General features: G+C 37.9%; 22 protein-coding genes. 16 read left to right on the top strand and 6 right to left on the bottom strand.

Annotation, left to right across the window (positions count from 1 at the left end):
• Nucleotides 1-16 precede the first annotated feature (16 nt).
• The 6 genes from fumC (at nt 17) to FTU00_RS05325 (ending at nt 4555) form a co-directional block, all read left to right on the top strand.
• Nucleotides 17-1411, top strand: a complete 1395-nt coding sequence (gene fumC / locus FTU00_RS05350; RefSeq protein ID WP_180179275.1) for a class II fumarate hydratase — start codon at nt 17-19, stop codon at nt 1409-1411.
• Nucleotides 1412-1644: 233 nt separating this feature from the next.
• Nucleotides 1645-1821, top strand: coding sequence for a hypothetical protein (locus FTU00_RS05345; RefSeq protein WP_180179245.1), 177 nt, complete (start codon nt 1645-1647; stop codon nt 1819-1821).
• 338 nt (nt 1822-2159) lie between these two features.
• The gene (locus FTU00_RS05340) at nt 2160-2651 is read left to right on the top strand and encodes a hypothetical protein (RefSeq protein WP_005235543.1); all 492 of its coding nucleotides are present in this window, start codon (nt 2160-2162) and stop codon (nt 2649-2651) included.
• Between the two features lie 420 nt (nt 2652-3071).
• On the top strand, nt 3072-3674 hold the full coding sequence (locus FTU00_RS05335; RefSeq protein WP_180018270.1) for a nitroreductase family protein: 603 nt from the start codon (nt 3072-3074) through the stop codon (nt 3672-3674).
• Nucleotides 3675-3805: 131 nt separating this feature from the next.
• Nucleotides 3806-4171, top strand: coding sequence for a hypothetical protein (locus tag FTU00_RS05330; RefSeq protein WP_180179274.1), 366 nt, complete (start codon nt 3806-3808; stop codon nt 4169-4171).
• A 15-nt stretch (nt 4172-4186) separates the two neighbouring features.
• Nucleotides 4187-4555, top strand: a complete 369-nt coding sequence (locus FTU00_RS05325) for a hypothetical protein (protein ID WP_180179273.1) — start codon at nt 4187-4189, stop codon at nt 4553-4555.
• Between the two features lie 34 nt (nt 4556-4589).
• Here FTU00_RS05325 and FTU00_RS05320 read toward each other — a convergent pair whose 3' ends face one another.
• Nucleotides 4590-4871: a damage-inducible protein J gene (locus FTU00_RS05320; protein WP_180179272.1), complete on the bottom strand. Its 282-nt coding sequence runs from the start codon at nt 4869-4871 to the stop codon at nt 4590-4592.
• Nucleotides 4872-5555: 684 nt separating this feature from the next.
• Here FTU00_RS05320 and FTU00_RS05315 point away from each other — a divergent pair.
• Nucleotides 5556-6323, top strand: a complete 768-nt coding sequence (locus FTU00_RS05315; protein ID WP_180179271.1) for an alpha/beta fold hydrolase — start codon at nt 5556-5558, stop codon at nt 6321-6323.
• A gap of 37 nt (nt 6324-6360) precedes the next feature.
• On the opposite strand, the gene FTU00_RS05310 is transcribed toward FTU00_RS05315, so the two are convergent.
• From FTU00_RS05310 to tssH, 5 genes are all read right to left on the bottom strand, one after another.
• Nucleotides 6361-7314, bottom strand: a complete 954-nt coding sequence (locus FTU00_RS05310) for a M15 family metallopeptidase (RefSeq protein ID WP_180179270.1) — start codon at nt 7312-7314, stop codon at nt 6361-6363.
• Between the two features lie 173 nt (nt 7315-7487).
• On the bottom strand, nt 7488-8300 hold the full coding sequence (gene icmH, locus FTU00_RS05305; RefSeq protein ID WP_180179269.1) for a type IVB secretion system protein IcmH/DotU: 813 nt from the start codon (nt 8298-8300) through the stop codon (nt 7488-7490).
• Between the two features lie 8 nt (nt 8301-8308).
• Nucleotides 8309-9673, bottom strand: coding sequence for a type VI secretion system baseplate subunit TssK (tssK, locus tag FTU00_RS05300; RefSeq protein WP_180179364.1), 1365 nt, complete (start codon nt 9671-9673; stop codon nt 8309-8311).
• A gap of 7 nt (nt 9674-9680) precedes the next feature.
• A complete protein-coding gene (tssA, locus tag FTU00_RS05295; RefSeq protein WP_180179268.1) occupies nt 9681-10802 on the bottom strand; it encodes a type VI secretion system protein TssA in 1122 nt (373 codons plus the stop codon).
• Nucleotides 10803-10839: 37 nt separating this feature from the next.
• On the bottom strand, nt 10840-13491 hold the full coding sequence (gene tssH / locus FTU00_RS05290) for a type VI secretion system ATPase TssH (RefSeq protein WP_180069257.1): 2652 nt from the start codon (nt 13489-13491) through the stop codon (nt 10840-10842).
• 351 nt (nt 13492-13842) lie between these two features.
• Between tssH and FTU00_RS05285 the strand changes: the two genes are divergently transcribed.
• From FTU00_RS05285 to tssM, 9 genes are all read left to right on the top strand, one after another.
• Nucleotides 13843-14502 (top strand): hypothetical protein, encoded by a 660-nt coding sequence (locus FTU00_RS05285; RefSeq protein ID WP_180179267.1) that lies wholly within the window; start codon nt 13843-13845, stop codon nt 14500-14502.
• A gap of 14 nt (nt 14503-14516) precedes the next feature.
• The gene (gene tssB / locus FTU00_RS05280) at nt 14517-15020 is read left to right on the top strand and encodes a type VI secretion system contractile sheath small subunit (protein ID WP_180179266.1); all 504 of its coding nucleotides are present in this window, start codon (nt 14517-14519) and stop codon (nt 15018-15020) included.
• Nucleotides 15013-16494, top strand: a complete 1482-nt coding sequence (tssC, locus tag FTU00_RS05275; RefSeq protein WP_180179265.1) for a type VI secretion system contractile sheath large subunit — start codon at nt 15013-15015, stop codon at nt 16492-16494. The genes tssB and tssC overlap by 8 nt, the downstream gene beginning before the upstream one ends.
• 54 nt (nt 16495-16548) lie before the next feature.
• Nucleotides 16549-17052 (top strand): type VI secretion system tube protein Hcp, encoded by a 504-nt coding sequence (locus FTU00_RS05270; RefSeq protein ID WP_004785894.1) that lies wholly within the window; start codon nt 16549-16551, stop codon nt 17050-17052.
• 75 nt (nt 17053-17127) lie between these two features.
• Nucleotides 17128-17607 carry a type VI secretion system baseplate subunit TssE gene (tssE, locus tag FTU00_RS05265; RefSeq protein WP_180014941.1) on the top strand — a complete coding sequence of 160 codons (480 nt, stop codon included), beginning with the start codon at nt 17128-17130 and terminating at the stop codon, nt 17605-17607.
• An 11-nt stretch (nt 17608-17618) separates the two neighbouring features.
• Entirely contained in the window at nt 17619-19427 is a 1809-nt protein-coding gene (tssF, locus tag FTU00_RS05260; RefSeq protein WP_180179264.1) for a type VI secretion system baseplate subunit TssF, read from the top strand.
• Nucleotides 19391-20386, top strand: a complete 996-nt coding sequence (gene tssG, locus FTU00_RS05255; RefSeq protein ID WP_180179263.1) for a type VI secretion system baseplate subunit TssG — start codon at nt 19391-19393, stop codon at nt 20384-20386. Before tssF ends, tssG begins: the two co-directional genes overlap by 37 nt.
• Nucleotides 20383-21846, top strand: a complete 1464-nt coding sequence (locus tag FTU00_RS05250) for a hypothetical protein (RefSeq protein ID WP_180179262.1) — start codon at nt 20383-20385, stop codon at nt 21844-21846. Before tssG ends, FTU00_RS05250 begins: the two co-directional genes overlap by 4 nt.
• Nucleotides 21847-21880: 34 nt before the next feature.
• On the top strand, nt 21881-25720 hold the full coding sequence (tssM, locus tag FTU00_RS05245; RefSeq protein ID WP_180179261.1) for a type VI secretion system membrane subunit TssM: 3840 nt from the start codon (nt 21881-21883) through the stop codon (nt 25718-25720).
• Nucleotides 25721-25753: the final 33 nt, after the last annotated feature.

Genomic DNA, 25753 nt, shown 5'->3' with positions numbered 1-25753 from the left:
ACAATTGAGGTTGAGCATGCAAACACGTATTGAACATGACACGATGGGAGAAGTCGCTGTACCGAGTGAAGCACTTTGGGGTGCACAAACTCAGCGTAGTCTACAAAACTTCAAGATTGGCAATGAGCATCTGCCACGCGCCATGATTCGTGCCATGGGCTTGGTCAAGAAAGCAGCTGCAATCACCAATGCCGAGTTAAACCAGATTCCTCATGAGTTATCGACCTATATCATCGGTGCTGCGGATGAAGTGATTAGCGGTCAATGGGATAGCCAGTTCCCGCTAGTCGTATGGCAAACTGGTTCAGGCACGCAAAGTAACATGAACTGTAATGAAGTGATTGCCAATATTGCTAACCAGAAACTGGGCAATCCTTTAGGCGCACAAAAGCCTGTGCATCCAAATGACCATGTCAACCGCGCTCAATCGACCAATGATTCTTTTCCGACCGCGATTCATGTGGCAGCTAGCTTACAGATCAATGAACTGCTAATACCGGCAGTGACACGTTTACGTGATACCTTGCATGCCAAATCTCAGGAATTTACCGAGATTGTAAAAATCGGTCGTACCCATCTTCAGGATGCCACACCTTTAACTTTAGGTCAGGAATTCAGTGGATATGTCTCTCAACTGGATCATGCTTTAATTCGACTGTATCAGGCTTTGCAAGGGTTATATGAACTGCCATTAGGCGGAACCGCCGTCGGTACAGGCCTCAATGCACATCCAGATTATGCTGTTAAAGCTGCGGATACTCTGGCTAAATTAACAGGCTTGCCTTTTGTCACCGCTCCTAACAAGTTCGAAGCTTTGGCCGGCCGTGATGCAGCAGTTTTTGCTTCAGGTGCTTTAAAGACTTTAGCGGTTAGCCTGAATAAAATTGCCAATGATATTCGCTGGTTGGCGAGTGGACCACGTTGTGGTTTTGGTGAATTAAGTATTCCTGAAAATGAACCGGGTTCAAGTATTATGCCGGGTAAGGTGAACCCGACTCAAAGTGAAGCCATGACCATGGTAGTTGCCCAAGTCTTAGGGAATGACACGACAATTAATGTGGCCGGTGCATCAGGGAATTTTGAGCTGAATGTCTTTATGCCAGTGATTGCTTATAACCTGTTGCAGTCTATTCAACTGCTTGGCGATGCATGTAACAGCTTTAACGATAACTGTGCAGTCGGAATCGAGCCTAACCGTGACAAGATTGAGCACTTCCTGCATGATTCATTAATGCTGGTCACTGCATTGAATCCAGTCATTGGTTATGAGAATGCAGCTAAAGTGGCCAAGACTGCCTATAAAGAAGGTAAAACCTTAAAACAGGTCGCAGTAGAACTCGGATTGGTAACTGCAGAACAGTTCGATCAGGTGGTTCGCCCTGAAAATATGGTGGCTCCAAACGTAAAATAAGTCTTCTAATTATGGTTAAGTAATAAAGCCCTCTAAATGAGGGCTTTATAATATCTAAGGATTATTCATACAAATTTTAATAAAATAACAAGTACATATTTTTGCTGGAAAATTCTCATTCAATTGAGCTTGCTTATTAAATGCTATGAACCATCTATCGTTCAGGTTTTGACAGATATGCAATGAAGGATTACTAATAGAAATTCCCTGATAACTAGAAAAATGAGGTAAGGGTGATGACTGACTTTGATGATGATTTTGATCTGGACGAACCCTATCCAGATGAGGATTTATATCCAGACTATACAAAAAAGAAGTGTAGCAGCTGTAGCGGTACCGGCTATAACGTTGTGGAAGCCAAACAGTGTGTCAAATGTATGGGAACCGGAAAAACTGGTGAGATAGATTAACTCAACTCATAATTGTTTATTAAGCCTGCTCTGTGAGTGGGCTTTTTTATTCTCCTCATCAGGAGTTCTTAATTTTATAGATTCATGAGCAAATAAAAGAAAGAATCTAAAATTACGGGTGAAATCGTATTAGAAGGATGGTTAGAGATAACTATTGAAGTTTTTTTAGTGCTAAAGCCTATCCTCATGGCTTCTCATACCGAATTAACATTGAATAAGCGTATATAGCTGCTAAAATGCAGTTCGTTTTTACTGCTGTTTTGTCGTTTATTCAGCATGAGTTTCTATGGCTTATGAATAAACATCCATAAAATGGCAGGTTGTTTAAGGAAAATTTAATGCTTGATATTTATTTAACAGATGTTCAAAAAAAGGTTCAATTCAAGGATTATCCAGGTGAGCATCCTGTTAAATTTATTCTGAATTTTAAAAAGATTTTTCCAAGCGTAATGGAACTTCTTTTACCTGTTCTCCCGGAAAATGAAAATCTTGATGAAATGACCTGGGAATCAACCACTCAGGACTTTGAGACATTTCAGATGTTATTAACAGGGTGGGGCATTATTGAATTGCGTTTAAATGCGATCACCCAGTATAAAGATAAGACATTTGCAGATCAGTTGGTGAAAGAGGCGCAGCAAAAACGCAGAGAATATCAGAAGAAACATCTTAAGCTTTCTAGTGTGGATCTGGATTATCTATTTATGCATGATGTGCATGGCTTGATTGATGCTGAACTGGTAGAACTAGGTGAAAAATTCTATTTACCAACCTTACGTGATCTTTGGAAAAATAAAGTCTCTGCCCAAGTGCTTAATGCTAAATTCTAAGAAAATTTAAGCTGATTCATTCAATTTCATCCTCCAAATTGGGGGATGATTTTTTTTGTAGCGATTTCTAAGGATTGACATTTCCCTTATGACAATAAATAGCCTAAGCAAATTTCTATATTTATCATCAAAACAACTTTCTGCTACATCATTGAACATGGTGACTTATTTTAAAACAGAAATTGGCTCAGAAAAGGGCATTTATTTTATCGTTTGATAAAAAATAAATTAAAAAAATATTCTTTATCAAAAGAATATATAAAGATATTACTTTAATAATATAGCTATTCCAGTCATATTTTTTTAAGCTATCAGTACTTGTGAGTAAATGAATCACAGAAATCTTATTCATTAGAATTCCTTCATAAAAATAAGTGAAGGTTCCAGTTTTCCCGAAGATATATCCAAGGATTTAACCGAATGTCGAATCAGTTTTTAGATTTAATTACAAAACGCCGTACTATTTATGCCATTGGTAAAAATGTAGAACAGTCTCCTGAATATTTAACTGATTTGATTCAAAATGCGATTAAGCAAAGTCCGTCATCTTTTAACTCGCAATCATCTCGCGCCGTTATTTTATTCAATAGCGAACATGAAAAATTCTGGGGCTTTGTCGCTGATAAATTAAAAAGCTATGCCAAAGATGAAGAAAGTGCTGCAAAAACGACTGCAAAAATGGCAACCTTTGCTGCTGGTACGGGTACAGTTTTATTTTTTGAAGATCAAAATGTAGTAAAAGGCTTGCAAGAGCAATTCCCATCTTATGCCGAGAATTTCCCAATCTGGGCAGAACATTCAACTGCTATTGCTCAGTTCTCTACCTGGACTGCCTTGCATACTGAAGGCCTGGGTGCATCTTTACAACACTATAATCCGATTGTAGATGAGCAGGTTCATGCAGAGTGGGATATTCCAGAAAACTGGAAACTTCGTGCTCAACTGGTATTTGGTTCAGTTGAAGGCGAAGCGCGTGCGAAAGATTATCTGGAAGATGATCAACGCTTCAAAGTTTTCCAATAAGCTTAATTTCCGATCTGTCTTTAATCATTTTTAAGGACAGATCTCAAGGTTGTTTATAAAAATACGCATTAGATTTTTTAAAACTAGGCTAAACTAAAGCGGTATTTGAAGAATTTAATGAGTCAAACCGAATGTCGAAAAACACGCAGAAATTATCACCATTACAGGAACTGATTGCAGAGCAGAAATTGCTGTGTGAAGAGGTCGGTTCTGCTTATGTAGAAGTAAGTGGTGATGATGTCGTTGCAGTGGCTGTACATACCCTGAAGCAGGATCCAATTGTCGGAATCCGTAGAAAGCCTGAGACAGAAGAAAATATTAGCTGGTATATTTATGGTGGTGAACTGGCTTCAAATGAAGATACTTTTGAAACCATGACTGTGCGTGAGTTACAGGATATCGCCCCTGAAGTTTTACCTTATCTGGCTTTAGAGCAGGGCTACCGCTTCATGATTGATGCAGATGATTATGAAGATGTCTGGAAAGAAGAAAACTAAAAGAAGACCTTCGAAATGATCAAATCCTCATCTTTAATATGTACTTTCTTTATTTGCATGCAATTGAACAATATGGCTTTTGCCGAAAAGCTTTCACAAGCGGATTATGATCAGTTTATTGCTGCGCAAACAAAAATAGTCAATGAAACCAAACATATTTTAGATGAGCCAGATCAGAATGCAGATGCCCAAAGTCAACGTCAGGCATTCTGCCAGCGTTTAACGGCTTATGAAGAGATTCAAAAAGTTTCTGAAGAAAATCATGAACTCAATATGGCGTCCACAATGGCGATGATTGCTAAAAGCTTTCTGGATCGACAAGCACAGAGCATGAATAATTCAGGTATGACCACCGCAGTATTTTGTAAGAGTAGGGAAGTGTAATTAAGCTATAAAAGCAAGAGCATCGTCTTGAGTTTTAATAGCCACCATCATCATTTAAAAATGCATCCTTCTGTTCCGGAGTGGAAACTTTGACAGTTGGAATAGAGTAACTCGCTGCTGTTAATCGAGCTATATTGAAATCCTTAGTTCCTACTTGAGGGATAATAGGTATTTGACCTGTTCGAACAATTTCACCATAAACTATCGTGATCAATTCTGCTGGAGTTAAACCCGCTTCTGCTATTACACATTCTGCTGATTCAACAACGTCTTGTTCCACTAAGAATTCAATACTTTTTTTAACTAAATTGTTCATAAGATAGCCTTAGAATACATTTTATACACTACTTTAAACTATCAGATATGAAGCATATACAAGCTAATGAAATTAAATTTTCATATCTTATTTAGGAATGTTGATCTTGATAAAGGTATAGACGGATAAAAAAGGGTAGGGCCAAAAAAATTAGCCCCTTTTTTCGACTTTCAGCTTGTTTATAAAATGCATAAATACTCTGATACGTAGCATATGGATTTCAGTGCTTTTTAAATTATTCATTAAATAAACTTTATAAAAATCTATATATATACAAATTTTACCGGGTAAATATCAGCTGCTTTTGAAATTTATTAAGAAATATTAGATATTTATATGTTTCTTTTTTACTCAAACGAAGGGCGGTAAAATCATTGCATGCTAAAATAGCCTAAGCAATTTTCTACTTTATATTTATTCTCGCAAAATCCATATCCCATAACTAAAACTTAATAACAAATAAACCTCTAAAACTCGTATATTTCCTAAAAATTTTAAAATATTTTTTTATTAATGATCTAGTGTGACACTCAATTATGAGCAGATATTGCAATTTAGCCTAAGCATATTTTATTTCCATAAAAATAGCCTAAGCAAAATTTTAAATTATGTCATTGGCAATTGATTAACTTCCAATATAACTCCACTATTAACACCTAACATAGGAAATCACGGAATTCTCAAATGATCCTGAATTATCAAATACAAACCCATGAAACATCAACTTTAGCCCCAATGGTATTTATTCACGGTTTATTTGGTAGTTTAAGTAATTTAGGTATGTTAGCCCGACATTTTTCAGAGCAGGCAACTACGATTCAAATTGATGTCAGAAATCATGGTTTATCTGGCCATTCTGATGAAGTGAATTATCAAATCATGGCCGAAGATATTTTAGAAACTTTAGCCAGTTTAAATATTAAAAAATTTATTGCAGTCGGGCATTCAATGGGCGGAAAAATTGCCATGAAGCTGGCAGACCTGGCGTCTGATCTGATTGAAAAACTGGTTGTATTAGATATCACGCCAATTCAATATCAAGAAAATCATCATTCTGAAATATTTAAAGCCTTGTTTGCAGTCCAACAGGCACAAGTCGCTTCACGAAATGAAGCAGCAAAAATTATGCGTGAATATATTCAAGAAGAAATGGTCATCCAGTTTCTTTTAAAATCATTCAATAAAGGGCAGTGGTTGTTTAATGTGCAAGCACTTTATAATCATTATGAAGATATTACTACATGGGAGAAGATAGAAAAAAATGAAATTCCAGCGTTATTCTTAAGAGGTGGAAATTCATCGTATATCTCTAAACCTGAACATTTTGAAGCCATCAATCAGCAGTTTATTCATGCACAGGTTGAAGTGATTGAAAATGCAGGGCACTGGCTACATGGTGAAAAGACGGCGGAAGTTTTGCAGCATATGCAAAATTTTATTGATGAAAAATAAATTATATTGATGAGCAGATTTACCTTCTGCTCATTCTTTATGGGTGAGATATTATTGCATGAGTTTGCAACTGACTTTCATTTATTAATTGATAAGCCATTTCAGGAGTTTTCTTCAGACCAGGCATACGATATTCCGTATGTCCGTAATCCTGAATGGATTTCCAACGTCCCCCCCAAGTGAGTCCTACTGATTCTGCGATCTGTCCATATAACTGGTAACCACGCATAGCCCATGGATCACGCTCACTAATTACTACTTTGCCATGACGCTTAAAAGCAATATCTGCAGCCAAACCAAACTGATGATAACTTTGAAAGCCTTTGGCTCGGGTAATATTACTATTGGTCGCCAGTGAGTTCTGTCTTTCTGGGCTCCGATACCCTTCAAGCAATATCAGTTCATAGCCATACTGTTCCTGCATGATTTTAAATACCATCAATAAACGCTGCTTAAAACGCGGATTCATCTTGTGCCATTTGCGATCAGCTTGATTCAGATCTTGATAGTGGTTTAAATGTATATCCTGAATATTAGAATTAAATCGTTGCGCTGAAATTACCGGTTGATGGACATATTGGTCTTCCTGCAAAGCTTCAAGAATGAGAGCTTCATCGACTTCTTCAGGTGGAGTCAAAATTTGACCTTCCAAAAGTGCATATATTTGCGGGTCGACTTTTTGTAAATAACGTGCCTCAGACATACTGGCAGAAACAGGCCGAGTCAAAGAAAACATCAGGATACTGATAAATAATATAGATCCTGCAATCAAGATCCACCATTGTTGTAAATACCAATGTGATTGTAGATAGTCTGGAGATCCAGCCAGTTTAAATTGATGTATAAATTGCTTAATTGTGATGAACTGTTTTTTAGTTTGTGGCAGCCATGCAATTAAAGAGTTCTGTATATACTGCCTAAGCTCATAGAATTGCATCAAAACCAAAATACAGCTGAGAAGAATAAAGCTGCTAATAATGATAAAAATCATCTAGCAGTCATCCCATTCGAGCAGTTTAATATTAGCTTGATATTAAAATATTCATAAATTAAAGCATTTTTTTCCAGTAAGAAATGACACATTATTTGATATAAGCTGCTTTGTTTTATCTTCATTTTTATTTTAAGTTATTAGTTTTTATAGATCATTTATTATAGGTTTCATTAAGGTAAATGAATCGTGATGTAGGCCTGTTCCGCTGGTGCACTAATCACATTCTGATATTGAGTAAAAATTTCTGTAGTTTCACTCGATAGCATATATTTCAGACCGACAAAACTCATTAGAGTGAACAAAAGCAAAAATACCAAAATCCATAAAAATGGTAATTCACGATGAATAATATGTTTGATCTTGTCAGGTAGTGCTGCAAAAGGGGAAAACGGCGTTTTTTTACCTTTTAGGTAATCAATCTGTTCACTCACTTGGGTAATCAGCTGATTCAAACTATGCACAGACTCAAGCCGATATTTTCCATGAAAACCTAATAACAGGCAGTAGTGATAGACTTCCAGTACCGCTAAACGTTCATTATCTTTATAACGAATTTCCTCTAGATGCTCAAAGAAACGATAACCTGCAAGTTGAGAACCAAATAAATTTAATTGTAATGGATCTATCATCCAGTAATTTTGCAGATCAAAGAAACGGGCATCCTGCTGCGTGACAATGGTTTCATCTAATAAGGCACAATAAGCATATTTAGCATCCTGAATGTCTTCGAAAGAAAATTGCTGTTTACGTGCTTGATGCTCAAAATAGTTTAGCATTTCCAGAATCTTTTCACGAAACGATGCTGGGTGCGAAGGGATATAATGATTTTTTAGCAAAAAGACGATATAAAACCCATCATAGAGAAGATCAATCAGATTGGTCGTCACATGAGATTTCTGATCAGTCATTTGAGTAAAAACCTGTCCAGATCCGATCTGGCCATCATCAAATAGCGATGGTGCAGAATTAGTAATGGTATTCATAATGATACTTATCCTTTCATGACTGCAATAAGTTCAATCCTGATATCCTGAAATCCATTCGGGATATAAATACAAATCGATTCTGAATCGAGCATGCCTTGATACAAATCGTTATTCGGTTCAATTTCGAAATAGCTGACTCCAGAACGAACCGGGATCGCTGTTGGCACCTGAATTAAATGTTGAATTGGAATAGCTGGAAGGGCTGCAATGACTCGCTGTTCAACATCAACTGTACTGCCAACTTTAAAACGGATCGGCACATAAGCAATTAAATCTTGGACAGGCATCACACTGCTTGAAACAGCCAGATATAGACGCGTATCTCGGGTAATCTTGTCGGTTTCCAGGCTGCCAAGCCAATAGGATGGTCGGGTTTCTTTTAAGGAGATGCTGATATAACGATTCGAGATAATGGTATCTAGTAGATTTCTTAGAATGATGTCTAACTGATTGAAGCTTTCGTATAGATGATAGTGCTGATATTTAGGCAGTTGATCGACATTATAAGCAGTCGAAAAAGTTAGCAATGAGCCAGTTAGGCGTAATAGTTCACTATAGAGACGTTCAGGATGAATAATCGGATACTGCAAAATATGGTTTAGGCTTGCATATGCAGTATTTAAGGCATTGACCAGCCAGAAAGACACAATATCCCCAGAACGGAATTCAATCAGTTTCTGTTCATTTTCCCGATTATTACTCTGAATGGTCTTGATCTTTGCTTGGATAATATTCAAGGTGCGTTGTAAATTAACCAAAAGATTTTCATTGGCCTGTATATGTAAAATTGGTGGGATAAATTTATGATCAAAAATAAAATTCCCTGAACTTTGTCGTTTAATTCGACCTACTGGAAGATACAGGTAGCCATCCATGTGATGCTGAGGTTCTTGGCTACCTTCAAATATTTTTAATTCAGCACGACGGCGCAATAATGTAATCTCAGCAGTACTTGCATCGGTAAACAAGTCATGAGTTGAACTTAAATGGGAATGATAACGGCTAGGTCGGGCTTGATCAGCATGACTGACATTCTGTTTATTTGGCTGCACCATCGGTAAGGCCAAATAAATTTGCATTTCACCTTGTAAATTCAGTGTATCTAGCTGAACCGGTTCAGGTAATAAATCCTTTGCAGGTGCCTGATAAATTTCCCCATCTTGCCAGATCACTTCAACTTTATTTAATGCCAGAATTTGCATTCCAAGTTGAGCTTCATCAAACTCAATCGACTGAATGCCATGAGCAAAAGGGAAGGTCGCACGAATGGTGTGATTCAGTCGCTGTTCGTGATAGGCATCCTGTAATTGAAAATGTTGAGGTCTTAAAAACAGACCTTCACCCCAAAGTATTTTTTCTGCTTTAAACATTGAGATTTCACCACTCGCAGCTTGATTCATTTTGGGCAGGGACGCCTAATAATTCATGTAGATGTTCTAAAGGATTTTCATTTTTAATCACTTTGGCCAGCCACTCATGTAAAGGCATTTGGCTCCATGTAATAGTCTTTTGCAGCATATAGCTCACCGGACTATGTGGCTCATTCATCTGAAAATAATCGGCAATTTCTTTCAGAATCTGTATAGCCTGTTCACGATTAACAATATGATTTTGATTATGGAATTGAACAGATTGCTGGAAAGTTGGCAGCACCTGACCTGAAGAAAGGTTTATTTCATTTTGTGCAAGTATCTGAGCCATTTGATAATCGGCTGGAGCCGGAGATGCAGATTTCGTTGAACTTATGTCTTTTTTATATATCCGCTGAATATTGGCAAAAATAGACTCTAATTGAGCATCAGCTGCAGCAAAACTTGGCCCATCTATTCCAAGAAGTTCATCAAGCGCAGACTTGAACTGTTGCCATTGATGTTGAATCTCTAATAGATACTGATAATTTTGCTGTTGAAATTCTTTAGGAGTATTAAGCAATAACTGCTCAAAGTGCTCTAACTTTTGCTCGGAGCCTTCTTGTGCTTCTAAATCATCTACTTGTTGTTTACGTTTTTGATTCTGTAAATATAGAAAATTGTCATAGTCTTTCAAGCTATAAAAAGGGGATTGCTGAATAAGAGAAACCCGCTTGGTTAATCTCGGAAGTTGAGCAATAAAACCTTTCAATAATCCTAAGCGTTGATCCAGATCATCTTCTTCAATTTTTGGATGCAATTGCAACCAGTATTGCTTCAGGCTACGATGGTAAAGTTCCAGGCCTCGGGCAATACCTTCAAAACCATATAGATGACTCCAAGCTTCAATCAGCCAAGCATATAAACGGATATCTTTGGTTTTTTCAGTCAGTAGTTCTATCGACTTTATTTCTACAAAAGCCCAATCTGCTTGCTTGGGTTCGGCAACCCATTCTCCTTGATCCAGTAAAGGATTATCCTGTATTCTGGCATTTTTAATACTTAGAAATTCGTTCGAAAATGAGCAATCTATACCACAAGGATGCTCTACAGAAATTTCTTCAAATAAATATTCAAATTCCAATGTCATTATGAATCCTAATTATTCTTATTTTAATCTTTGCTGTTTAAGCAGCATTTGCCTTATTTTTCTTGGAATGCCTTTTTTTGAGTACTGATAATTCTGTATCCAGATGATAATAGAAAGTATCTTTCTGAACATCGATATGAATCAGTTTTGGCAGCTGATTTTCACTCATAGCCACCAGTAATTTTGTCGCCAGATCTGGCAATATGGATGCATTTAAAATGTGATCAATATTTCGTGCACCACTATCTATTTCTGTACATCGACTGAGTAATAATTCCAGTACCTCATCGCTATAGCTTACCTGAGTCACATACTGCTGCTGAATCCTCTTGGTAATTTTCCCTAATTTATGCTGAATTATCTGGATTAATAGTTCATCTGAAAGCGGATAATAAGGAACAATTCGCATGCGTCCTAAAAATGCTGGTTTAAACTGCTTATAAAGGCTTGGTTTGAGATGTTCAATTAAGGTATCTGCATCTGGCCATTGATCAACTTCCTGATTTATACAGGATTGCATAATGACATGTGAGCCGACATTCGAGGTCAGCAAAATGGTGGTATTTTTAAAGTCAATCAGGCGACCTTCGCTGTCTTCGAGCACACCTTTATCGAAGACCTGATAAAATAATTCTTGTACATCTGGGTGGGCTTTTTCGATTTCATCCAGAAGTACCACACTATAAGGATTGCGGCGAACGGCTTCTGTTAATACACCACCTTGACCATACCCAACATAGCCCGGGGGTGCACCTTTCAAAGAAGAAACCGTATGCGCCTCTTGATACTCGGACATATTAATCGTGATTAGATGCGATTCACCACCATAGAGTTCTTGAGCAAGACTCAGTGCAGTTTCGGTTTTTCCAACTCCACTTGGGCCGGTGAGTAAAAATACTCCTTGAGGTTTATTTGGATCTTCCAGTCCAGCTTTGGACGTTTTAATGCCTTGAACCAGTTGTTCTAAAGCATAATCCTGGCCCATGACTCGCTGTGAGAGTTTATTTTTCAGATTAAGAATCTGCGAAATATCATTATTCATCATTTTACCGACTGGAATTCCAGTCCAGTGCGAGATAATTTCATTAATGATGTTGGCATCTACACGCTCATAAACCAACGAACTTTGCGCCTGAATCTTAGCTAATGTTTGACGTAGTTGATGAATCTGGTGTTGATCAACCGATGCTTCCGATTTAGTTAAGCCATGAATCTCATGAATAAGCTGCAGCTCTTGTTGCCATTGATTATGAGTCTGATTAATCTCTTGTTGAATGGAATGAATCATATCTAACAGCTCTTGTAATCGATCAGTTCGATATGAAGTTGTCTGTTCTTGATCAAGAAGTCGATATTCTAGTTTGAGATTATGCAGCTTAGCCTGTAACTGATCCAATTTGGCAGGTTGAGCATTTTGGCTCAAGGCCACCCGTGCAGCCGCAGTATCTAATACACTAATTGCTTTGTCCGGTAACTGACGGCCACTGATATAACGATGTGATGCATGCACAGCAGTACGAATGGCTTCATCATCAATCTGGATTTGAAAATGCTGGCTCATCACAGGAACCATAGCACGAAGCATATCGATGGCGACCTGCTCAGTTGGTTCTTCAACTTTGATTACCTGAAAGCGGCGGCTCAATGCAGCATCTTTTTCAAAATAATGTTTATATTCAGCCCAAGTCGTCGCTGCAATAGTTCTTAATTCACCACGTGCTAGCGCCGGTTTTAACAAATTCGCTGCATCATTCTGACCAGCTTGGCTACCCGCTCCAATCAATGTATGTGCTTCATCAATGAAAAGAATAATAGGGTGGGTAGAGGATTGTACTTCTGCAATGACTTGCTTGAGGCGATTTTCAAATTCACCTTTGACACTGGCACCTGCCTGTAATAAACCCATATCCAATACGTGTAACTCAACTGTTTTAAGAGCATTCGGAACTTGGCCATTGACAATTTTCAATGCTAAACCTTCAACTACAGCAGTTTTTCCCACGCCTGGTTCACCAGTGAGAATAGGGTTGTTCTGACGACGGCGCAACAGAATATCCAGCATTAACCCGATTTCGAATTCACGCCCAATCACTGGATCAATATCACCACGACGAGCCTTTTCAGTCAGATTAATCGTATACTGGTCAAGCGCTGGTGTCTTTTTTGAAACACTAGATAAATCAGGGGAAGGAATAGAGGGTTGAGGCACTTTAAGTTGTTCAATACTTTTCTGGCAATGTTCCAGAAATTGATGTTTCATGCTATCCACAGGGAATTGTGCAAAAAGAGAAGATGCCCGAAGAGCCATTTGATAAAGCTCTGGCGAAATCAGTAAAGCGACTAACAAGTGGCCACTACGAATCACTGGGTTTTGATCTGCGGATGCCAGCAACCAGGCTTGTTCCAAGAGCTGAATAATCGATTTGGCAAAAATAGGGGTACGGGAATTTCCCTTGCTAAGCTGCTGGATACTTTGTTCAAGCTGATTAATCAGATGGTCTTTATCAATACAATGTTTTGCTAATAATATTTTTAAATCATTCAATTCTGGATGCTGGAGTAATTCTAGAAAAAAATGCTCGATCTCAATTTCATAATTTTTTTGCTGGATACAGGTATTGGCAGATTTCTCAAGACATAGGCGTGCATGTTCAGAAAGTTTCAAAATCAAAATTTTTAAATTATTCATGAGTTTCTCATTATTGTTAGCATACAAAACTTTAGAATTTTTAAATGGATAGCTGTGTTTTTTATATTTATTAAAATGAATATTTCTCTATTTTTATCCGGCCCATATTTATACTTTTTATGAAAATTGACCGAACAATTTTGGCTCATTTTACTCAAATAAAAATAAAAGTCTGTATCTTTCATCAGAATTTTGTCAATTCTTAAAATTTTTAGTCACTAAGTCCGTTAATCTTTTTTAGCTTGACTTCTCCTTAATGTTTTATGTTAAATCCGCCAAACGATTGTCAAATAAAAATAATATTTAGACATTAAAAAATATAACAACAAACAAAAATAACTGAGGCTCATTTTGAAAAAGTATATAAGTTTCATATCATTATTTATATTTGGTACAGCCTGTCTTTACCTTCCACAAGTACATGCTGCTGAATTAAAAAAATCATGTATTAAGGTCAATCCTTATGCCGCGGGTGAAACAGACCCAACATTAATTGGCTTATATCAACAGCTTTGTGATAAATCAGCGAAAAAAAATATTCCTTTACAACATGAACTCAATACACAAATTGCGAAACGTTATGTGGAGTTAGGTTCTCATCTCAAAGCACTCAATTTGATTGATCAATTACACCTCCAGCAACAGTATAACCAGACTTTAACGGACTTGAGTTTTATGGCAGGGATTGCTATTTCATCAAATGCTTTACAGCAAATGCGTAGTACAGAAGTTCGTGCCTTAAATGAAACGACCTATCCTCAAGCTAAACTATTGGCTGAGAATATTCAGTTTGCAAAACCTGCACTAGCGCCAGTTGAGTTTAAATCACATACTGTTTCAAATACCAAAAATAGCAAGAAACAGACTGCTGCAAGTACGAAGCGATCTACTACAACCAGCACTAAAACAAAAAATGTAGTCAAATCTGCTCCTATTAAAAAGACTGAAAATATCAGTACTCGCACCAATACAGCCAGTTCTAATCCATTTGGTTCATTAAAGAATAATTAATAAGGAAACAAACAATGGCCAAACGTGAAAGCGTACAGAAAAAATTACAGCGAATCCGACCACCACGCGTACAACTGACCTATGATATTGAAGTCGGTGATGGAAAGGAAATTAAGGAACTACCATTTGTTGTGGGTGTTTTAGGCGATTTTTCTGCTTCCTCTGAGCTGGAAAAAACCAAATTAAAAGATAAAAAATTTATCAATATCGATTTAGAAAATATTGATGAAGTGATGAAATCACTTGCTCCGCGAGCAAATTTTCAGGTTGAAAATACTTTAACCGAAGCCGGCGGCACTATGGCGATTGACCTGGTATTCAATGGGATGAATGATTTTCGCCCAGAGCAAATTGTGCAACAGGTGGAACCTTTACGTAAGCTGGTTGAAGCACGTGAACGTTTGACTGATCTGCGTAATAAAATTTCCAATAGTGAACGTCTGGAAGATTTATTGGATGAAGTGCTGAAAAACACGGATCAAGTACAAAAGATCAGTGTGGAGGCTGGTGATGAATAATTATAATGCTGCAAGTGCCATGGATACTGCACTTGAAGAACATTCACTTTTGGATTCAATTGTCGAGCGTAGCCGTATTGCTCGTACTGAAAAAGAACATGATCGTGCTAAAAGTTTGATTGGTGAACTTGCTAAAGAGGTTATGGCAGGGACCATTACTGTTTATGAGAATATGACGCTGGCACTTGATAAGCGTATTGCTGAAATTGATGCCATGATTTCAAGTCAGCTTAGCAAGATTATGCATCATGAAGATTTTCAAAAAGTTGAGTCGACTTGGCGTGGTTTATATTATTTCTGCCAAGAAACACCAGCACATTCTTTAATCAAGATCCGGATGCTGAATACTACAAAAAGGGAGCTAATTAAAGATTTCCAAAGTGCGACCGATTTTGATCAAAGTACCTTATTCAAGAAAATCTATGAAGAAGAATATGGTTCATTCGGTGGCGCACCTTATGCAACCTTGATTGGTGACTTTGAATTTGATCGCACACCTGAAGATATGTACCTTCTGGAACAGATTTCTCATGTCGCTGCGGCAGCACATGCACCATTTATTTCTGCTGCAAGCCCATCAATGTTTGGACTAGAGTCATTTACTGATATTGATCGTCCGCGTGATGTTTCTAAAATTTTTGAAACAGCAGAGTATGTACAGTGGCGTTCTTTCCGTGAAAGCGAAGATGCTCGCTATGTGGCACTGACCATTCCTCGAGTACTGGGACGCTTACCTTATCATCCACGTGAAGGTACAGTGACTGAGGGCTTCAATTATATCGAGGAAGTTTCTGGTGAACATCATAATGAATACCTCTGGATGAATGCATCTTATGCATTTGGCACCCGTTTGACCAATGCCTTTGATCTGCATGGCTGGTGTGCAGCCATTCGTGGTGTGGAAGGTGGTGGTCTGGTTGAGGGCCTTCCAGTACATAGCTTCAAGACCAATGATGGTGAAGTGATTTTTAAATGTCCAACAGAAATTGCCATTACCGATCGGCGTGAAAAAGAACTGAGTGATCTTGGTTTTATTCCTTTAGTCCATTGCAAAAATACGGACTATGCTGCGTTCTTTGGTGCACAGTCTGTGCAAAAAGCCAAAAAATATGACAATGATATTGCTAATGCCAATTCTGCATTATCAGGTCAAATTCAATACATTATGGCAGTTTCACGTATCGCTCATTATTTAAAAGCCATGATGCGGGATAAAGTGGGCAGTTTTGCCTCGGCAGGAAATGTCGAAGCCTTTCTTAATGACTGGCTGTCTCAGTACATTTTACTAGACGACGGTGCTTCACAAGAAGCAAAAGCTCAATATCCGCTTCGTGAAGCTTCGATCAAAGTTGTAGAAAATCCAGCTGAACCTGGTCACTACAAGTCTGTGGTTTTTTTAAGACCACATTTTCAGTTAGATGAGCTCTCTGTATCACTCAGGTTGGTCACTGAACTGCCGCAGTCAAGTCAATAGGACTACTGCGATTAAAAAACTATAAGCATTTATAACAATAGGATAATTATTAAAATGAAAGACATTTACGTCCAATTTCGTGGCAAATATAAAGTCGATGGCGAATCACGCGATTCTGAACATAAAAGCTGGTTAGAAGTAAATTCATGGGCACACCATATCCGTCAGCCTAAATCTGCTACCTCTTCAAGTGTGGGCGGCCATACTGCAGAACGAGTTGAGCATTCTGATATGGTCTTTGTAAAGGATCTGGATGCAACGAGTCCAAAGCTTTGGGAGGCTTGCTCTGCAGGGTATACCTTTGATGAAGTACAAATTGATTTTTATCGTGCCAACGGTGACAAACGTATCAAGTATTTGCAGATCAAACTCAAGCATGTCTTGGTTTCTCAAGTGACACCAAATGTGAATCAGGAAGGCGTTCCAACTGAAACATTTGGTTTGAAATATGCTGCAGTTGAGTGGACTTATAATCAGCAGGATATTAACGGTTCGCAAAAAGGTGCAGTTACCAAGAAATGGTCATTATCAAATAATACTGCTTCTTACGCAGCTTAATTTACATGGCCTGGATAAAGGCTGATATCCCTAGCCTTTATCTTTCTCTTTTAGAAAATATCTAATGAAAAGAATATGAATCTGGATCAACTTTATCCTTATGGATTTAGAAGTACGTTATTCGAACGTTTATTACCTGTAGATGATCAATACACTGGACAAGGTTTGTCTATACAAGAATTAAGACAATCCATTGCCCATGATCTCGAAGATCTTTTAAATAATCGGATGACTCGCCTGAACCAAACGGAAGAGCATTATCCTGGGATAAAAAATTCAATTCTGCAATTTGGAATTATTGATTTTGTTGGCTTGTCGACTGCGAATCCTACAGATCGTGACAAAATTTGCCGTTCAATAGAGCAGTCGATCAGTGCTCATGAACCGCGTTTAAAACAGGTGAAAGTAGAGATGCTGATTAATGAAAATAATATGAGCAGCCTGTATTTAAGTATTTCGGCTTACTTAAATATTTCACCTTTATACGAGGTGGTGATGTTTGATGCATTACTTAAACCAACAACACAGCAATACGTTATCTTGGCTCGAAAATAAGCAGGCTGCATGTGATTGAAGATTTACTACCATATTATGAAAAGCAGTTACAGGAGTTTAGCCAGCAATCACGAGAGTTTGCTACTAAATATCCTAAAATTGCGCAACGCTTATCTTTGAATCAAGAGCATATTGATGATCCACATATTGAACGGCTGATACAGGCATTTTCGCTGATTTCAGCACGTATTGATAAAAAGCTGAATGACAGTTATGAAATCTTTACACGCTCAATTTTTGAGGTGATGTTTCCACAATATCTAAAAACTTTTCCTGCCTGTTCAATCGTCAGCTTCGAAGATAGCAATAAGACAAAGAACTTAAAAGAAGACCATATAATTCCGAAAAATACAGTCTTAAAGGCGCGTAGTATTCGTGGTGTGCAATGTGAATATCGAACTGTCAACACTGTTACGCTGTTACCGATTCAATTGAAAGAAGTGAGTTTTAAAGCGCATCCTTCTGCCTATACTCATTTAAATCGTAATGCCACACTCATTCTTAAATTTGAAATATTTGATCAGCAAATTGAACTATTAGCCCGACAGAAATTACCTTTGTATCTGGATGCGATTTCTAATTTTCCCTTACAGGTTCTCGATACGATTTTTAAGTCTGACACCCATTTTTCTTTAAAATATCAGAATCACAAAGTTGATATTGCTCGTCCATTTGAAGGGATAGGTTTTACTGAAGAGGAAAGTATTCTTCCGATTGATCAACATACACATCAAGCTTATCGTCTGCTGACTGAATATTTCTGTTTTCCAGAAAAATTTAATTTTTTAAATCTCAATTTAAATTTTTTAAAATCTGTGATGGAAGATATTACAGATTTCGAATTGCAGATTCATTTTAAGGTAGACCTGAATGATCAAGCGGTCATCCGAAATTATGCAGAGTTAAATAGTGCAAACTTCAAGCTGTTTAGCACACCAATCGTCAATTTGTTTGAAAAACAGGCTGAACCTCAAAAAATTGATCATCAACAACTCGAATATCCTTTAATCAGTGATGCTCATCATCCTGAATATTTTCAGGTTTACGGCATTACTGAGATGAATCTCTTAAGAGAAAAGAGTGACAAGAATCAACTGATTTATAAAGTGTTGCCATTTTTTGCCATGAGTCATTCTCATCAGGAGAACGAACAGTTTTTCTATCAGCTTTTACCAGCAGCGAATAAAAATAACAGTATTGATTTTAAATACTCGATTATTTCCAAGAATTTAAAACCGGGAACGACGACTTCTGATTTTATTAGTGTACGCTTACTATGTACTAATAGGGATCTGCCTTATCAAAGTTATCACCAAGATCAAAACAGCTTATCTCTCAATGAAAATCATCTGGTACGGAAAGGCAAATTATTAAAACGGCCGAACTTACCTTATCGTTTTCAGCAAAAACAGCTAGAACAATGGCGAATTATTTCTCATCTGTCTTTAAATAATTTGTCTCTGATGAAAGGGGATTCAGTTAGTCATATGAAAGAGCTGCTTGAGCTTTATAACTTACCGCAAACGAAAGAAAATCAGCTCATTATTAATTCAATTCAGGCGATTGAGTTTTCTTTGGGGCAAAAGCTGATTGATCATCATCCATTTCCACTGTTTGTTCGAGGGGTTAAAGTCGAGATCCAGCTGGATACCCAAGTTTTCCGAGGTACAAGTATTTATATTTTTGCCCAGATTCTAAATCATATTTTTAATTTAAAAGTTCAGATGAATAGTTATGTGGAGATGACTGTGCTGGACTCAGAATCAAAACAGGAGTTATACCAATGCGTGCAGAACGTTGGTGGCAAGAGACTTCTGTAATTGATCAGCTCTATCAGCGACCGACTGCATTTGAACTGGTTCAGGCAACGCGGTTACTACGACACGATCCTCAGCAGCAAAATCAGCAAAAATGGAATAATACTTTTTATTTTTTAAGTTCATTGAATCTGAATTTTCCGGTATCTGAAATTGAATCACTTCAGCTAGACGATGAACGGGTACAAATCACTAATCTGATGGTGGGGCTGACGGGGATTCAGGGGGTATTACCTTATACCTACACCCATAAAGTCAGACATGCAGTACGCCAACAGCGTGAACAAAGTCTGTATTTTTTAGGGCTGTTTAATAACAAACTCACTGTGCAATATATAGATGCCTGCCTGAACTACAACTTGCCTGTGCGGTATGAAATTGAACAGGATAATCACTACTTAAAAATTTTACATGCCTTAAATGGTTATGTGGAAGAGCAACAAGACCAACAGTACATAGATGATTATTTTGCTGAATTTGCAGGTTTAATGCAGGGACAAAATAATAGTGAATATGCTTTGAAAACCATTCTGTCCTGTATTTTTCAATTTGATTTTGAAATCAAGCAGCTGATGCCAGAGCAATTCCATTTAGATGATCAGCAGAAAAGTTCTTTGAGTGAAGCTCGACCAGTTGCACTCGGCATAAATAGCTTTTGTGGTGAAAATATTACTCAAATAGATGAAAGAATCGAAATTATGATTGGTCCTTTACGCCGAAAGGATTATCTAAATTTCTTAGCCCAAGGGACATACAACCTTAAATTACAAAAAATTATCAATACTTGGTGCAGTCCAACTATGCAAGTCGATATTCGACTGATTCTGGATAAACAAGATCTTTCATCTGTACAGCTTGGCAAAAACAATTCAATGACATTGGGTCAAGGGGCATTAATCCTGCCTGAACAGGATGAACATAATAATGAAACGTGTTATTGCTTAAAGGGGAGCATGGCATGATCAAATTTATCATTTCTGCTTTTCTGATTTTTACTATTTTAGTTGGCACTTTAGCGATCTATTACTGGCGAGATAGCAACTATGATCCATCCCAAATGGATCTGATCTGGTCTTTTATCTTGCTACCAGTTTCACTTTGTCTGCTAATTTTAAGCCCTTATTTTATTTATAAAACTATTCAAAATTTCCGAAACAAAAAACTGCAGCAACAAAAAGATCAGGAATTATCTATTTTAGTACAGCAAAAAGAAAAACAAGCTGTGAATTTAGCTCAGCAAACAGACCAGCATTACACTTTGAACATTTTATCCAGTGCTGCTTGGCATTGTTTTGGAGAAAATGAAGAAATCATACAGTTTATGCAGCAGTTTAGAAGCCCTGAACTGGATTTCCAACTGAGCAATAATTATGGCTTGCCTCTTTTATCTTATCGTATTACAGCACTCGATCAGTGGCTGGAAAAAACTCAAGACGATGATGAAGATCAATTTTTAATTTTGACTACACGTGAACGGCGAATACAGCAGTTAATTCGGCAGCAACTGCAACAGCATGAACATAGTTTACAAGGGATTTCCCAGCAATTAAAACGGTCTGCACTTTTTTATGAGAGTGACTTTGCCTACCAATACCGTATACATCCCGGATGGAATCCAGAAAATCTTCATGAAAATTTCAATGAGAAAGAGGATATTTCTCATAAAGAGATAGAAACTGTAGTACGTTTAAATCGTCTCAATGTTTATATCTTATTAGCAGAAAATCTGATTCACACTTGGGATGATCAGGTTTTTCAAACTCAACTTTTACAGCAGTTAGAAGATGATTACTCATTCCGGGCAGATCATCTGCATATTGAATTCTATTATTTCAGCCAACCCAAGGCTTATGCTTCTTATATTGAACTTTTACAAGAGATTGCTCAGCAGCCTGAACAAGCAAACCTGATTATTATGGTGGATTCTGAAATCGATCAGGACTGGCTGGATGAACAACTTTGGCAAAATGAGCAATATATTGCTTCAGAATATGCAGCCAGTTGGTGCTTAACTGCTGAACAAGTCGTTCTTGAGGTAGTTCCTGTATTACAAAAAATAAGAATAAGCACTCAGATGAAAGAGTTAAAAAATTATTTAACTGAGCAGCAGTTAGATTTAGCTGGCCAGATCGAAAAAGAACAGGCCTTTGTATTGCTCTTAGATGAAACAAAAAAATCCAAAAATCTTAATCAATTACAGCAAACTTTTATTCCGATTGGAGTTCATCCAGAATTTTTTATTTATATCCAATCTTTTATAGGAAATACGCAATGTTTAGGACATATTTTTGGGATGATGCTAGTGACACAAATGCGAAACAATATCATTACGATGACCTATAGCCTGGAACAGGAAAACACATATATTTATTGTGAAAATAAAGATTTAGAAAAAATTGAAGCAACAGCTTTAGTCGCATAAATAACTAAAAAAAATAGAATAATTAGAGATTATAGTGAATACATTAATTTATACGGTCCTAGGTTATGTCTGGCAATATGTCACTCATCCTAAAGTGATCATGGCCCTATCTTTCTTAGTTGTTCTGATTTCGATGAAGAATACCGTATCTGATCGGGTCTTCTGGAGTCTGGCAGCTGTTTATATTACTGTTCTGGTTGGCTGGGGAATTTACGAGTTGATTCAACGCTATCGCCATGGCAAAAAGGGTAAGGCGCTAGCTGAGGCCATGTCCAAAAATGCTGAAGCAGAAAATAAATATAAAAATAAGGAAGAACTACAACTGATTAATCAGCAAATGAAGCAGTCAATCCAACTTCTCCGAAAATCTAAATTGGGGGATCGTAAAGGCAATGCGGCCCTTTATGAGTTGCCTTGGTATATGGTCATTGGCAATCCGGCAGCAGGAAAAAGTTCAGCGATTTATCATTCTGGATTAAATTTCCCGTTTGAAGAAACCCATCGTAAAACGGTGTCTGCTGGTTTAAGTGGTACACGAAACTGTGACTGGTTTTTCTCTACAGACGGTGTTTTACTGGATACAGCCGGACGTTATTCAGTATATAGCGAAGATCATTCCGAATGGCTGGGTTTTCTCAATATTCTAAAAAAGAGTCGTTCCAAAGCACCAATTAATGGGCTAATTGTCATTGTCAGCATTGCTGAACTGGTGAGCCAGAGCCCAGATAAATCAATTCAACTGGCAAAAAAATTGCGTGCCCGGATTCAGGACTTGACTGAACGTTTAGAAGTTGTGACACCCGTGTATCTGATCTTTTCTAAAATGGATCTGATTGCCGGCTTTACTGAATTTTTTGATTGTTATAGCGAGCATGAGTTCAATCAGACCTGGGGTGCTACCTTAGCCTACGATCCTCAGTCCAGTGAGAATGCGGTTCAGCTCTTTGAAAAGCATTATAATATTTTATATGACGGTCTAAAAAATGTCAGTCATACCCATTTGTCACGTCGTCATTCGCAATATATTTCACCAAGTGTAATGACTTTTCCGCTTGAGTTTAAAAGTTTAAAACCGGTATTAAGAACCTTTATTTCAGCCCTATTTCAGGAAAATCCTTACCAGTTTAAACCGGTCTTTCGTGGCTTTTACTTTACCAGTGCCCTGCAGGAAGGAACCATTGAAAGCCCAAAAACCGAACAGATTGCTGAAGATTTTCACCTGATTCAAAATGAAGATGGTGAATTTGGTCTACCTACACGATCGATATCTCAAGATCATGGATATTTTCTAAAAAACCTGTTTTCAGAAGTGATTTTAAAAGATAAAAATCTGGTTAAACAACAGATTAACCCGCTGCGTAAACGTCAGCGTTTTATCGGGTTTATAGGCACTCTGCTGACAGTTGCAATTGTACTCAGTTTATGGATCTGGTCATATCGTAATAACCAGCAACTAATGAGCGAAATCCAGACTGATTTAAATAAAGTTGTGCAGCTGCATCAGCAATCTGGTCATGAACTCTCGACCCAGCTGGATTCTTTATTGATTTTGCAAGATCATTTACAACAATTGGATCAATATGAACAGCAGCTTCCATACAAATACAGTTTTGGACTCTATCAAGGTGATCAAATTCGGAAACAGCTAGAAACTGAATATTTAAAAGGGATAGAGCTGCTAGTACTGCAACCCACACAACAAAATATTGCCCAATACTTACAACAGCTCAAATTAAATGAAGCTCATCTGAAAGCCAATTATATTAATGTACCTGTACAGCAGACTGTTCAAGTGCAACAAGTGATATCAGAACCGTCTGAGCAGAATCCGCAAGATGCTTATAATGCCTTGAAAACTTACTTGATGCTAAGTAATCGGCAGTATATAGAGGCGGGACATCTGAGTGATCAGGTCACCCGTTTCTGGCGTTCCTGGTTGGATATTCATCGTGGTGAGATGCCTCGTGCCGAGATGATTCAGAAAGCTGAACAGCTATTAAGTTATGCCATGACCTTAACCAATCACCAGCATTTTCCTCAATTAAATTCTGATGCGGTGTTGGTCGAGCAAAGCCGTCAGATTTTAACCGCGATTACAACAGGCGTTTCGGCACGAGATCGCGTCTATAACGAGATAAAAATGCGTGCTTCGGTGCGTTACCCCACTTTGACATTAAAGCAGATACTAGAACAAGATACTCAATCCACGATGTTAGGTAGTTATGCCATACCGGGTTTTTTTAGCTATCAAGCCTGGAGCGAGTATGTACAACCTGCGATTGAAAAGGCGGCACAAAATCCGACCGAGAGTAAAGACTGGGTACTGAATGTCTCAAAATCTGATGATCTCAGTTTTAGTGGCAGTCCGGAACAAATCCGTAAACAGCTCACAGAGATGTATAAAAAAGAATATATTGCTGAATGGCGTAAGTTCTTGAATGGCATTCATTATATTAAAGCTACCGATATGGATCAGCAGATCCGCCGGATGGATATTCTGGGAGAAACAGAACATTCTCCAATCCGAATCTTATTGCAACGTGTTGCCAAAGAAACCAGTTGGGATAATCCAATGATTCAAGCGGAATTAGCGATGCCACAAAAAGGTTTCATGGCCTGGTTTAAACGCAAAATTTTAAGACGTGATGAGGCCAGTCTGGCACAAAATACAGCTGCTCATTTGTCTCAAGGCATAATTGCCCAAGATTTTCAGGTGCTATACCAAATTGTCCGCCAGCGAGATGACCTGCAAAACAAATCATTACTGGATGAATATCTTGTGTTACTGGGCAAGATGCGTAGTCAGTTTAATGACCTGAAAAGTTCAGGAGATATTGGTCCAGCGAGTATGGCTTTACTGCGACAAACGATTCATGAGCAGAATTCTATCTTTAATTTAAGCCAGAAATTTGTCACTGAAAAAATGTCTACAGGAAGCCAGGAACTCGATCAACAAATCCTGCAAAAGATTTTAGTCGCACCACTGACACAGGCCTTTTCGAGTCTGATGCCACCAGCACAGGCTGAAATCAATAAGTTATGGCAGATTCACGCTTATCAGCCATTTAACAATAGTCTTGCACATAAATACCCATTTAGCAGCCAAGCCAGCCTTCAGGCAACAACGGCCGAGATTAACCAGATTTTTGGTGAAAATGGCAGTATTGCCCGCTTTGTAAAAGAATATCTGGATCCTTTAGTAATTCGTCGTGGCTATCAGCTGACTTCTAAAACCTGGCAGGATTTAGGCGTCGGTTTGAATCCTGCTTTTGTGTCAAATTTTCAAAATTATGTTGCGCCTGTACATGGAGTCGCTACAGGCGAATTAAACCAAAGTTCGAATAGAGCAATCTCTTCAAATCAGTCAAATTTCCAGTTCTATCCTTTGGAAAATCCGAATGTATTGTCCTATAGCATTGAGATTGATGGACAGCATATGCAGTTTGAAAATGGCATTCAACAATGGGTGAATTTTATCTGGCCAAATCCCGGAACGATTCCGGGTGCACGGATTAGCGTAGTCGATCTTGAAGGGAAGACCCATACCATTTTTGATGAGCCAGGTGAATATGGTATTAATCGGTTGATTGATTCAGCGCAGCGGCAGCAAAAAGGGAATATTTTTGAAATGGTTTGGCAGAGCAAAGCGCAGCCGAGCCTAGCAGTAAAAGTTAATTTCCGTCTGGTCAGTGGAGATACTTCTAGTTCGATTGCAGGAGGTGCGGGTTATCACAATTTACAGCTGGTTGATCAGGTCATGTCAAACAAGGCAGTTCGAGTGGTTGCTGCACAATCGGCAACTAACAATGGTCAGTTAACGTCATCTTTAACGACGGCGACTAGCCAGCAAAAGTTAGAGGCAACTGCACCATGATGTGGATCAATTTATGGGAGCAGAATTTTGAGG

The organism is Acinetobacter sp. YH12041 (genome assembly GCF_013419975.1).
GTDB lineage: Bacteria > Pseudomonadota > Gammaproteobacteria > Pseudomonadales > Moraxellaceae > Acinetobacter.
The sequence above is the reverse complement of the archived record's forward strand: the minus strand, read 5'-3'. Positions and strand labels throughout refer to the sequence as shown.